The organism is Brevundimonas sp. UBA5713, assembly GCF_002419815.1.
In the GTDB taxonomy this organism is placed as follows: Bacteria; Pseudomonadota; Alphaproteobacteria; order Caulobacterales; family Caulobacteraceae; genus Brevundimonas.
Map to the genome: position 1 here is coordinate 21,725 of NZ_DIGV01000029.1, position 12,677 is coordinate 34,401.

Genomic DNA, 12,677 nt, shown 5'->3' on the forward strand with positions numbered 1-12,677 from the left:
AGAGGCGACATAAGCCTTTGTTCCCGTGAGCGTTCTCTTGCTGCACCGCTAGGTCAGGACTTGCGCCCGCTATTGACGCCTATTGGTAATAATAGGGTGACGAGACAGCGAATTTCCCCCTCATATCGCAGCAATCATGTGTAGTTGATCGCGTATCCGGGGCGATGGAGGCACGCTGCGATGACCAAGGTGTACGACTATGTGATCGTGGGTGCAGGATCCGCTGGGTGTGTTCTGGCGGACCGGTTGTCGCGTGATCCTTCCGTGTCTGTGATGGTTCTTGAGGCGGGCGGCAGCGACAAAAACCTGCTGGTCGAGGCCCCGCTGATGATGGGACAGGCCATCACCTCCAAAACGCTGGACTGGCACCATTATACGGCCCCGCAAAAAGAGCTGAACGACCGACGCCTGTTCTGGCCGCGCGGGAAGGTGCTGGGGGGTTCAAGTTCGATCAATGCTATGCACTATATTCGCGGAGCAGCCGAGAACTACGATGAGTGGCGCGATGACTATGGTGCCGAGGGCTGGGGCTGGTCCGATGCCCTGCCCGCCTTTCGAAGCGTTGAGCGCCGCCTGAATGCCGATGGTGAATGGCACGGAGCCGACGGTACCTTATCGGTTCAGGACATCGATCCGCTCAATCCACTGACCGAAGCCTTCTTCGAGGCCTGTAACGGCAACGGCATCACCCGTATTGCCGATTTCAATGCCGCCGAGCAAAGCGGGTGCAGCCCCTATCAGGTGACCCAGCAAGGCATTAAACGTTGTAGTGCAGCGGTGGCCTTTCTACGGCCGGCGATGGGTCGCCCTAATCTGACGGTAGAGATCAAGGCTCTGGCCCACAGGGTTTTGCTGGAAGGCACGCGTGCGACCGGCGTGGAATATAGCCAAAGAGGCCGGATCCAAACGGTCAGTGCCCGAAAAGAAGTGATCCTGAGCGGTGGTGCGATCAACTCGCCCCAGTTGCTGCAGCTCTCGGGCATTGGCGATGCGAACTGGCTAAGGGATGCGGGGGTCAACCCGCTGGTCGACCTGCCCAGTGTGGGACGCAACCTTCAGGACCATCTGGACGTATTGGGCCAGATCACCACCCGCAGCACGACTTCTCTGGGCATATCAGCGGCTACAGCGCCCTCATGGGCCGCCAGTGTGATAGCCTTTCTAATGGGCAAGCCGGGCCTGCTAAGCATCAATCCGGTTCAGGGCGGGGCCTTTTTCAAGTCTTCGCGGGCCGGACATCTGCCGGACCTCCAGTTCGCCTTCATTCCGGCCAAGGTAGCCCCGCACGGCGCGCGCTTACCGTTCGGCCACGGCGCGTCGCTGCATGTCTGTCAGCTCTATCCAAAGAGCCGTGGCGAGCTACGTATCACCACCGCAGACCCCACGGCCCATCCCCTTATCGATCCCAAATATCTGAGCGATCCAGAGGACGTTGAGGTCATGCTTGATGGCATGCAAATGGCCCGCAACGTCTTGCAGCACAGCGCCTTTGATTTCGACCGCAAGCAAGAGATCTGGCCCGATCCGGCCTATGTCACCCGCGCCCAGTTGCTGGACGATCTGCGTGCCCGTGCCGAGACACTCTATCACCCTGTGGGCACCTGCCGCATGGGCCATGGCGAACTGACTGTGGTAGATCCCAAGCTGCGGGTGCACGGCGTTCAAGGCCTGCGCGTGGTGGACGCCTCCATCATGCCGCGGCTGGTGGGCGGCAATACCAATGCACCGACCATGATGATCGCCACCCGCGCCGCCGACTTCATTCTGGCCGAGAAGGACTGAGCCCGATGACCGCCGCCTCCATCGCCGAAATGAACGATCTTTTGGCGCGCCAGCGCGCGGCCTTCCTGGCCGAGCCCAACCGCAGCCTGAAGGCCCGCCGCGAAGACCTGAAGAAGATCGAAGCCATCACGCTGGACAACCAGCAGGCTTGGGTCGAGGCCGTGTCAGCAGACTTTGGCCACCGCAATGCACTGGAGACCCGACTGCTGGAGCTGTCGGTCGTGGCGCGTGGTATCAAGGACATGCGCCATAAACTGGCGGGCTGGATGAAGCCGCAAAGGGTCTCGACCCCGCTGATGTCCATGCCGGGCCGCTCTTATGTCAGGCCTGACCCCAAGGGGGTGGTGGGCATTGTCTCGCCGTGGAACTACCCGGTCCAACTGGCACTGTTGCCGCTGGCCACGGCGCTGGCGGCGGGCAACCGCGTGATGCTGAAACCGTCGGAACTGACGCCCAACACCAGCGCCCTGATGTCGAAACTGCTGGCAGATATCTTCCCCGCCGAACAGGTCAACGTGCTGGAAGGCGGCCCCGATCTGGCCGAGGCCTTTTGCGCCCTGCCGTTCGATCACATCTTCTATACTGGCTCCACCCGCGTGGGCCGCAGCGTGGCAGCGGCGGCCGGAAACAATCTGGTGCCGGTCACGCTGGAACTGGGCGGCAAGTCTCCGGCGCTGGTCAGCCCTGATTACAGCATCGACGACGCCGCCCATGCCATCGCCTGGGGCCGTTTCCTGAATGCCGGCCAGACCTGCGTAGCGGTCGACCACGTGATGGCCATTGGCGATGCAGAGCGCGCCCGCACCATCGGTCATGCCGTGGCCCAGAAGGCCGAGACCTTCTATCCCGATTTTGCCGACAATCCCGACTACACCACCGTCATCGCCGGACAGCATTTCGCCCGTCTGGAGTCTATGGTGGAGGAGGCCCGCGCTGCGGGAGCCGAGATTCTGCAACCGGCCCATGATCCGGACGCCGTTCGCGCCACGCGCAAGTTCCCGCCGACGGTTGTGATCAATCCGCCGGAAAACCTGCGCCTGATGCGCGAAGAGATTTTTGGGCCGGTCCTACCGGTCCTCAGCAAGCCCAGCTTCGATGCTGCGATCGATACGGTGAATGCCGGTGATCGCCCACTGGCCCTCTATGTCTTCTCGGACAAGTCCTCCGAGATCGAACATGTGCTGGACCACACCCATTCAGGCGGCGTGACCATCAACAATGCCATGCTGCATGTGGCCAATGACGCCCTGCCGTTCGGTGGGAACGGGCCCAGCGGACAGGGGGCCTATCATGGCAAGTTCGGATTTGACGAACTGACCCATCAGCGCGCCGTCTTCCGCGTCGGGCGCTGGCACACCACGCGTCTGGTGGCCCCGCCCTATGGAAAAAGGGCCAAGTCCATCACGGACCTGGCCCTCAAACTTTAAGTCAGGGATCGTTCGCGATCAGGCCTGCGCCAAGACGGCCATCATCAGAGCTGTCACCACAGCGCGGGCCTGCTCTACCGACAGATTTTGTTCGGTGCGCAAGGCATTCCAATGGGTCCAGCTACCCACCGAAATCAATGCCGGCAGCAAAACTTCCGGCGATGTTTTCACGAACTGTCCGAACAGGCCGGTGACAAGCTTGTGCTGGGCCATGTCGTCGGTGCGCATCAGGTCCAGCAGTGACGCATAGTCGCGCGACATATGGATGGCTGCACGCCGGACAGGGCTGGTCAGCTCATAGACGTCGGCAGCGCGTTCGACATAGGCCGCTACGTTCTCTTCGGGAGAACCCGCCACGACATCGCGGGGAGGATAGCGACGGTTCGCGTCGGCGCGCTGGAGCTCATAGGCTGCCACCACCAGTTCGCTAACATCGGCATAGTGACGGAAAACAGAGCGCCGCGAGACCCCAGCACGTTCAGCTACGGCATCCGTGGTCGGCATGGTGCCGGACTCGCGAACCATCTCAAGCATAGCCGAAGCGATGACCGCCCGGCTCTTTTCACTTCGCAAGTGACGCCCATCTGGCCCGGACTTCGGCTTTGACTCGATCTGCATTACTCAACCAGCACGGATTTACTTCGCCTTACAAAGCACTGGCCTATCTCCGCACTGACCAAATCAGGCAGCATTAAATACCCGCGTTCCGCAATCGACGGAACACGGATACATGGCGGTCATAGGTTGGCCTTCGTAACCAAGCGGCCAAAGTGCTCAATTGGTTCCGCTTTTTCTACTAATTTACGCGGTATAAGGGATAGTACGCACCTCGCTCCTTCCTGAGTTGAGAGCGAAATGCAAAGAAAATGCGCCAGTTTCCCTAATCCGGCGCATAATCCTTTCGACTAATGTCTAGAACGTTCAGATACCGTCCGCGGTGGCCCGACACGTGAGCGTTACGGTTATCGAACTGTTCGGCGGGAAAGTGCCTACGGGGACACCGGTCGCCAATGCCGAGACACTTACATTCGTCGGACAGCTGGCCCCACCGGTCGAAGTGCAAACCGGAGGCGGCGGGACGTTACAATCAAGACCCGCCCCGGGCGTGTCGCTGAGCACCGCACCATTGGCCGCGTTGGGTCCCGCATTGGTCGCCGTAATCGTCCAGGTGATCAACTCGCCGGAACGGACCGTTGCGCGATCTGCCACCTTGATCACGCGTACATCGGCGACCTGACGGCTATTGGTAATGCTGCAAGTGATATCCTTGCCGCTGTCCGCGTTGGACAGGGTCAGCTGGTTACCCGTCAGGGTGCCGCCCGTGCACGTCCAGGCGCTTGCATTATAGGCCCCCACGTTTGATGCGCCCAAGACCTCGGCCAGAACATAGGTCGACGACGGTGCCAGATTGGCAAACGCACCGGTGTCGGTCTCGCTGGCCGTGTTAGCCACCGCGTCCAGCGTCACGGCCACAGTGCTGTCGCGCGTGGCGGTCAGTCGGGCTGTATCGCCGACATTGGCATCGGCCCAGACCTTAGACAGATTGAGGCGGGCATTGAGCAGAAGACGCAACTGACCCGTGGCTTCGTTGTTGGCCGCGTTGTAGTCGTTGTTCGTCGGGTCGGAATCGCCGTTGGGAACGTCGGTGTTCACGCGCACAGGCAAGTTGTAAGTGCCGTTAACGGTGGGCGAGTTTGGTGTCAGGTTGAAGGTAAACGACACCGTGCCGCCCGTCTGTCCCGGCTGGGCTGCCGCGTTCAGGACGGTCGTGATAGCACAGGTCACCAAGGCACCGGACAGGCTACAGCCAGTCGGCAAGTTAGACGCACTCCAGCCCGCAGGCACTGTGGTCTGAACCGTGAAACCGTCATTGGCCGCTGTCGCGCCCGGGCCAAGATTGGCTACCGTCACGGTCACCGGCTGAGCTTGGCCATACTGCACATAGGTCGCGGGTGGAGAGGTGACGGTTGGCGTCAGGTCCGGCAGGCCGACCACTTCAAGGGCGCAGGCCGCATCCTGTTCATTGGCAAGGGTGATGCCCGTCGTACAGGTGCCGCGCTGAATAAAGCTGTTGGCCGGAACGCCGGTCGGTCTGCCATTGACGACGGCGCGATAGTTTGAGTTCGGCAGCACATACACTTCGTGCGGCACGCTGTAGGCGTTAACGTTGTTGTCTGACGCCGACGCATAGGGCGTGCGAGCCTGTCCGCTCATGCCCGCCGTATTGGACAGCAGAGTCGTATTGAGGCGTAGATCCGTGGTCCACCCCGATCCGCCCAGAGTCTTGTTCCAAGCGAAATCGGTAAAGGTCAGGACCGACGAAAAGCGGGCCTGGGCCAGACCGCCACAGAACACGTTGATGCCGTCGATGCCCTCGCCACCCGACTGCGCATAAAGGCCGGTGACAAGCGATGTGGAAGTATTGTCGCAGTAAGGGCCTCGTTCCTCGTGTGGAGGGAGCAAGAGCGAAGGACGGGCTTCGATGACGCCCACCAGTTGCTTGCTAGTCCCCGCTGTCGCGATCCGCACCCACCCAGACGCGTTAATGGTGATGTTGTCGCAAACCATAGTCAGAGCTGACGCCCAGGCCGGATACTGGGTGCTGTCGTCCCAGTCACGATCCCATCCACCCACGCGGTGAATGATCTGGTTGGTACCGCAGTTCTGACGGATCGTCGGACCTTGGAAATTATAGGCGTAACGGGTGAAAACCGACGGGGTCGTCGTGCTCAGCGGGACAAGATTAAAGCCTGTCGGTGTGGGCACGATATTGGCGCAGTAGGCACCAAAATAAGTGGTCATACCCCACGTGGAACGGCGGGGCGCACTGACAGTCTTGTCTCGCGCCTCCAGTCCGATTGCCACAGTTCCATCCGGACAACGGAACGCCGCCGAGTCAGCTTGTTGTTTGTTGTGGCCAATGGTGCCCTGGGCCGTTTCGGCAGATGTGACACCGATGCCCACCTGCGCACTCGCTAGATCGGCACTCGCCAGCGCTATCAAGCCCGCCGCAAATCCCGCCGTCCATTTGAGGTGACCGCTGCGTTTCATCGCCACGCCCGAAGTTGGACCGAACCGTCCCGCATCCTGGATTTGTTTCATGCCTTGCAGACAGGGATTAGGCCTAGTCATCAGTAATAGCCCACGAGGTTGATGAACCATCCACGATGGTCATATTCAAAATTCGTCAAATCGTCCGAGAACTCGGTGAAGTTATAGCCAACACCTAGGCGGAAGTTCCGGGTCAGGTCGCGGTCGATGCCGACCATCCAGCCCTGACGGGTGCCGCCATCATCGACCGATAAAGTGCGGTACTCGGCCATGGCGTGCCACTTGTTACGCAGGTCATAGCGAACCTGCCCGGCCAGCAAGGTGGCGTCGGATTCAAACCACGGACCTTCGCCACGCTGCATCCGCACCTCGCCCGAGCGGCGCGCGGCCTTGCCAGCCACTTCCCAGCGGGGGTCGATCTGGTAAACGCCCTCCAGCGACAGGATCTGTGTCTTCTGGTCATACTGGGTGCCACCGAACTGACCGGCCGAAGCCATGTCATAAAGGTAGGTATAGCGGCCGAACACGCCCCAGCGCGCATTGTCCCACGGACGATAGGCAAAGCCGACGTTGCTTTCGATAAATTTCGCACCGTCTGCCGCGTTGTTCAGGTCCTCGGTTTCCGAGTAGTTGAAACGGCCCGCGACGCGCCAGCTTTCATTGATCTTGTGGCTGATGCGATTGGTGGCCAGCCATTGCTCGCGACGCTCGGCACCCTTGTCCTCGCGCCATTCCAGACGGCTCTGCCATTCTGTACGCGGCGAGTTGTGGCCGATACGGCCGCTGACAGCAAAGCGATCCACGCGCCCGCCATTCTCGTTGGTCAACTCGCCGTCCTGCAGGGTAATACCGGTGGTCCAGCCGCGGCCCGGATAGAAGTCCAGACCCACAGTATGGGCAAGGCCCGACCGGTTCGGCTCCTTCAGATACTGGCTTTCGTTGAACAGGCTCAGACGGTCCGACACCCGCGAGCGCTGGCCCAACGTCCAGCCATTGGCCGAGCGCGGATTCAGAACCGGATGGTATTCGCTGTTGTCGTCAGTGGTGGTGTACGAGCCATAGATGGTGCGGTCATTGCCCAGACGGTATTCCCCGTTCAGGGTCGCGGCCTCACCACGGTCACCGGTGCTGACTTCGGCACCGATGCTGGAGCGGTTGCCGAACTGGTATAGGCCGCCGACCATATAGCGGTCATTGTCGGCATAGGCCCCGTCGTCATCATCCAGCGTCAGCTGCGCCTGACCGAAGACTTCCAGCCCGGGCATCAGGCGGCGGGTATAGCGCGCGGCACCCAGCACACCGGTGCCGCTGTTGACAAAGGTGTCTTCCTCGACGCGGCGGATTTCGCCGGTCAGGCTGTTATTGGTGTCGATGCGCCAATCGATCAGCGCCTGCGCCTGAGTACGCGATTCTGCGCCCAGCTCGTTGCGGGCATAGCGCAGATACATCTCGACCGATGGCGTCAGTTCGCCCAGCACTTCGGCCCCGTACTGCGTCAGCGGGCGGCCATCAGTATACAGCGACGAGGAGTAGCCATTGGTGGTTTCGCGCCACCATGCCCCTGCCGTCCATTGCAGGGCGGGCAGACCCAGTTCGTTCAGGTTGATGCGGCCCTCGACCGCACGGGCCTCACCGTTCTGGTTGCCGTTCTGGCCCAGCGGCTGGAAGCTGAGACCGCCGTTGCTGGAGAAGAAGCTGGGGGCGACCAGAGCTTCGGTCTCGGCGTATTCCGCCTTCAGATAGGTGCCCTGCCCTGCGCGCAGCGTCACATCGGCACCGAACAGGGAGTAGTCCTGCCCTGCACGGTTTTCGTCGACATAGGTCAGGCCCACACCGAGGTGGTCGCCGAACCAGTGCTTGCCGCGCGCACCGAAAGTCATACCGTCGGCGTCAAAGCTGCTGGGCACCCACTCATAGTCCACCGTCAGCTTTTGCGTCAGGCCTTCCAACGGCGTGTTACGGGCAATCGAGATGGTGCTGGCGCGCGTGATCTGGGCCAGCGGGCGCGTCAGGATGATGCGGCCTTGGAAGTGGTCGATCTCGTAGTCCGCACCGCGCAGAAGGGGCACGCGGGCCTCGCTGCGGCCAGAGACCGGATCGATGACCTCGACCACCACCTGCTCCGAGCCCGGCAGGATGTCGGTATGGCGCAGGTAGTACAGGCTGCCGCCCGTGCCGATAAACTCGTTACGGCCCGGAAGGGTCTGGGCCTCGGCCCCGAAAGCCCGCACCTGAGTAACCGCCTCGCCCCAGGCATTAGCCTTTTGCGAGCGCCAGCGCAGCGCCCCGCCGTAAAGCGAGCGATTGAACTGGGCGAACTCGGTACCTTCGAAATCGGTCTGGTAGTTGCCCCACAGCGCCTGGTTCTTATCCCAGTCCAGACGCAGGTAGAACTTACCCATGGTGTCGATATCACGATAGGTGGTCGAGTCATCACCATAGGTCGGATAGTACATATCCGGGTCCAGACGGCGGAAGATGTCGTATGGCACCGCGCGGCCAAAGTCGTCGAACAGTCGCCCAAGATCGCGCTGGGTCGTGTCCATCTGGGCCGTCAGCAGATAACGCTCCCTGAAGCGGTTCTTCAGATAGAAGGCCAGACGCCCATCACTCAGCACATCGTCTTCACGCTGCTCAGCCGACCCCGTCCTCGAGGTGGTAGCGTCGTTCTGATAGACGGTAAGGTCGGCGATGCCGACGCCATAGAATTACTTGCCCCGAGACATCTGTTTCGAGACGGTATGACCGCCCTCCGGCCCCGCCGACACCGATATCGAAATGGTGCTGCCCCATGGGCATCAGGAACTCGGCAGCCAGACGCCCACGCTGGTCGATGGGATAGTTCTGGCCATTGATCGTCAGCGGACGATTGGTCGGAACATCCGCGCCCATGATGCGCACGCGCGAGGCGTTGATCGGGATGTTCTGCAGTCGCAGGCCATTTCCGGCGAATGCCTGATCGGTCAGGCTGCGGCCCAGCGCCTCCTCGACCGTACCGGTAATACCGGTGGCGCGTTCATAGGTGGTGCGCAGGGCATTCAGCTGACGCTCCACGTCTTCCGGACGAGCGAGTTGCAGACGCGCGGCAAAGGTCTCGTCGCGCGCACCGTCGGGACCATAGGCTCGCAGGACATAGCGCAGCTCGTCCCCTGCCCGCATGATACGGTCGGTGTTCATCGCACCGTCCCAGACCACATCGGTTACTGCCGACGGCGTGACCGGCAGGACCGCGATCGGGTTGACCAGATCGATGTCGATGCCGCGATAGATGGAGATCTCCATCCGGTCGATGAAGTCCGGATAGTTGGAGCGCACCACAAAGGTCACCGGCCTGACCACCTGCTCGCCGTCAAACGACACGAGAGACGAGGCCGACACGGACAGTTCGGGCACGCCGGGGTTGGGATCTTCCACCGCCCAAATGCGGCCACCGCCCGGCAGGTCGATACCGAAACGACCCTGAACCTGCGCCTGACCCGGCGTACGTCGGGCGGGCGGCAGAATAGAGATTTCGGCACGACGATCCGGACTGAGGTTCTGTGCACCCGAAGTCACAGTCGTACCCTGGGTTACCGGTTCGCGCTCGCCCACCGAACGCAGACGCAACAGGACTTCACCCTCGGATGTGCAGGCCTCTGCATTGCAGTCAGGCTGTGTGTCCGCAGGCGGCTGGGATGACTGGGCAAATGCGAGCGTCGGGACAGATACAGTGGCTAGCAGCGACGCCAGCATCAGATCAAAGCGTTTCATACTTCTCATCTCTCCCTCAGCGGCCAGCCGGACGGCCGGATTGGGGAAGCGTGGCGTTTTCGACAGAGACGCGCGGGGACAGGGTCGGCGGCAGACGACGGGCCAGAGCCTCGGCCACCGCCTCGGCTCGGCGCATCCCGAGAGCCTCGTTGTAGGCCGCAGCACCGCGCACATCGGCACCACCCACAATCACCACCTCGCGGTTGGATGTGCCCAACTGCTCGGCAATGCTGTCCAGCAGGCCGTTGAACTCGGGTCGAACCTCGGCGGAGTCAGTGTCAAACAACACCGAGCCCAAAAGGATGCGTCCACCGGTCAAACTCACCATATTCGGCGTATCCACACGGGCGCGGACCGAGACCCGCAGGTCGGTCCGTTCGGACGGAGCCAGCAAGCTTTCCACCGCATCTTTCACCGCATTGGCGCGGGCATAGGCCAGAGCCTCGCTCTCGCCGTCGGCAGTGATGACGATCTCTCCGCCGTCATACTCGCGGATGCGCTCGGCCATCTGGGCGATCAGGCCCTGATGGGTGGACGAGACCGTAGCCTCGCCCGGCGCGAACGCCACCTTGCCCAGTTCCAGTTCGATCTCCTCGCGACCGCCCGGTATCTCGGCGGTCGGGAAGCGCACACCCCAGTCGAAGCGGACAGGGATGCCCGGCGTGATGCGGCGGACCAGCGGGTTCTCGGTCGTGAAGACCGCACCCGCAGGCAGGGACGCCGGATCCACCTTCATGATGAAGTTGCGTCCGCGGCCCACATTGCCCCCCGGAATATCGACCAGGTGATAGCGGCCATACTGGTCCGTCTCGATGATCAGACCTTCGACCGTACCGATGCGAACACCCGGAATGCCGCGTTCGTCGATGCCCATGTTGCGGATCACATAGTCCACCACATAGACACCGCCATCCTGCGTCACCCGACGCTCGACCTCGGGGGCCGCACCGTTCAGGCCACGGGCCGCCTCGCCCGACGTTTCGACCGAGGTATTACCGGCGGCATCCATGCGCACCGTCACACCCTGGTTGTTGGTCAGGACGAAGTCGTCCGTGAAGCTCGGCGCGGTCAGGCGCTGGCGGATCACCACGGTGGCCGGAGCGCCGGCCTCCGAGGCACGACCCGCCAGATCACCGATCCGGATGCCGTGCAGCATCGGCGAGGAGGCATCGGCCACAGGCGTCGCCCCTGCCCCGCGGTCCATCGTGGTCGAGTTGGCCACATAGACGTCCGGAGCAAAGCCACCCTGAACCTTCAGACCGCTCAGCGACGCCGGGTCCTGCCAGCCGTCACCGTCCAGATCGTTGAACACGCTACCTAACAGCAAGCTGTCGTCGAACAGCGGATCACCGTTCATCTGCACCTCGGCGGTCGCACGGTTGGACAGGTCACGACCTGTTCCGTCCTGCACGATGGCCGAGTTGATGTGGGTGCCTTGGGTGACTCCTGCGCCCACACGCATCAGATAACTGACCGTCGCGGTCTCGCCCGAGGCGACATCCAGACCGCTGATCAGGATCGGGTTCGATCCCGTCACCGAGCCGAAGTTGTCGGCATCGACCACCTGCAGCGAACCTTCCACATAGGTGAAGCCTGCTGCAGGGGTATCGACCACCTGGGCGTTGATCAGGTTCGGACCCGAAAGGTTCTCGATGGTCAGGGTGTAGCGAACCAGGTCGCCCACCTTCACGTCACGCGAACCTGCTGTCTTGGTCAGGCGAACCAGAGCTTCCTCGACCTCGTGCTCCACCGAGCAGGTGCCGCACTCGATCACGGTCGAACCGTCCGTCTCACCGCGAACCGCATTGGCCACCTTGGCTCCAGCCGAGGCCTCGACGCGGCCTTGGTAGGTGAAGTCATAGGTCCCGGCAGGCGTACCGACCGGCAGGGTGCAGGTCATGACATTGCCGTTCAGGACACAGTCCTGAGGCGTAGACAGCAGGGTCAGACCTTCGCTCGGCGTGTCGGTCAGCGTCAGCGGGCTGATCAGGGCCGAGCGCTCGACCACAACCGAAACGGTGTAATCGATCAGTTGGCCGACCTGGACTTTGCTGCCAGCCGGCGGATTGGCCGACTTGTTGACGCGGACGATCGGCGCTTCGACTTCGGTCACCACGTCACAGGTGACGCAGTTAACCTCATCGTCGCTGGTACCGACCACGGCGTTGCGGACTTGCGTCTGCGCAGAAGCATTCACAATGGCCGTATAGGTGACTGCATAGGTCCCCGGAGCCGTACCGGTCGGCAGGGTGCAGACCAGCGGATTGGCGGCGTTACAGGTATATGCACCTGCAACCGTCACCGAACCGAAGTCCAGACCCGCACCCAGAGTATCCGTCACCGTCAGTTCCGAACGCAGCGACGAACCGCTGACCGTTGCCGTGACCGTATAGGTCAGGACGTCACCCACCTTGGCCTTCTGGCCTTCGATCAGGTCGATCGTCTTGACGATATCGACCTTCGGATCCTCAACCGGAGTGATGACCTCGCAGTTGTTCTCGCAGCTCGCGTTTGATCCCGTGCCGACGACGGCGTTCTTCACCGTTCCCGCAGCATCAGCGTTGACGCTGGCGGTGTACACTAGCTCATAGGTGCCCGGCACCGTGCCCACCGGCAAGGTGCAGCTCAGCGTGCCCGAGCAGCTGAACGCACCGGCATCGCTCACAC

General features: G+C 62.0%; 7 protein-coding genes. 2 read left to right on the forward strand and 5 right to left on the reverse strand.

Annotation, left to right across the window (positions count from 1 at the left end):
• Positions 1 to 180: 180 nt before the first annotated feature.
• Both B3B04_RS07630 and B3B04_RS07635 read left to right on the forward strand, forming a co-directional pair.
• Entirely contained in the window at positions 181 to 1,782 is a 1,602-nt protein-coding gene (locus B3B04_RS07630) for a GMC family oxidoreductase (protein WP_292041612.1), read from the forward strand.
• Positions 1,783 to 1,787: 5 nt separating this feature from the next.
• Positions 1,788 to 3,209 carry a coniferyl aldehyde dehydrogenase gene (locus B3B04_RS07635; protein ID WP_292041613.1) on the forward strand — a complete coding sequence of 474 codons (1,422 nt, stop codon included), beginning with the start codon at positions 1,788 to 1,790 and terminating at the stop codon, positions 3,207 to 3,209.
• Between the two features lie 18 nt (positions 3,210 to 3,227).
• Here B3B04_RS07635 and B3B04_RS07640 read toward each other — a convergent pair whose 3' ends face one another.
• From B3B04_RS07640 to B3B04_RS07660, 5 genes are all read right to left on the reverse strand, one after another.
• Positions 3,228 to 3,743: a TetR/AcrR family transcriptional regulator gene (locus tag B3B04_RS07640; protein ID WP_292041615.1), complete on the reverse strand. Its 516-nt coding sequence runs from the start codon at positions 3,741 to 3,743 to the stop codon at positions 3,228 to 3,230.
• 387 nt (positions 3,744 to 4,130) lie between these two features.
• The gene (locus B3B04_RS07645) at positions 4,131 to 6,260 is read right to left on the reverse strand and encodes a hypothetical protein (RefSeq protein WP_292041616.1); all 2,130 of its coding nucleotides are present in this window, start codon (positions 6,258 to 6,260) and stop codon (positions 4,131 to 4,133) included.
• An 80-nt stretch (positions 6,261 to 6,340) separates the two neighbouring features.
• Positions 6,341 to 8,878: a hypothetical protein gene (locus B3B04_RS07650; RefSeq protein WP_292041618.1), complete on the reverse strand. Its 2,538-nt coding sequence runs from the start codon at positions 8,876 to 8,878 to the stop codon at positions 6,341 to 6,343.
• Positions 8,879 to 8,894: 16 nt separating this feature from the next.
• Complete coding sequence (locus B3B04_RS07655; protein ID WP_292041619.1) at positions 8,895 to 10,010, reverse strand: hypothetical protein; 1,116 nt, start codon at positions 10,008 to 10,010, stop codon at positions 8,895 to 8,897.
• A gap of 16 nt (positions 10,011 to 10,026) precedes the next feature.
• Positions 10,027 to 12,677 (reverse strand): isopeptide-forming domain-containing fimbrial protein (locus B3B04_RS07660; protein WP_292041621.1); only part of this gene is annotated, 2,651 nt, incomplete at its 5' end.

Bases quoted from the DNA above. Each gene is read 5' to 3' on its own strand.
- B3B04_RS07630 (WP_292041612.1), top strand. From the start codon at position 181: ATGACCAAGGTGTACGACTATGTGATCGTGGGTGCAGGATCCGCTGGG.
- B3B04_RS07635 (WP_292041613.1), top strand. From the start codon at position 1,788: ATGACCGCCGCCTCCATCGCCGAAATGAACGATCTTTTGGCGCGCCAG.
- B3B04_RS07640 (WP_292041615.1), bottom strand. From the start codon at position 3,743: ATGCTTGAGATGGTTCGCGAGTCCGGCACCATGCCGACCACGGATGCC.
- B3B04_RS07645 (WP_292041616.1), bottom strand. From the start codon at position 6,260: ATGAAACGCAGCGGTCACCTCAAATGGACGGCGGGATTTGCGGCGGGC.
- B3B04_RS07655 (WP_292041619.1), bottom strand. From the start codon at position 10,010: ATGAAACGCTTTGATCTGATGCTGGCGTCGCTGCTAGCCACTGTATCT.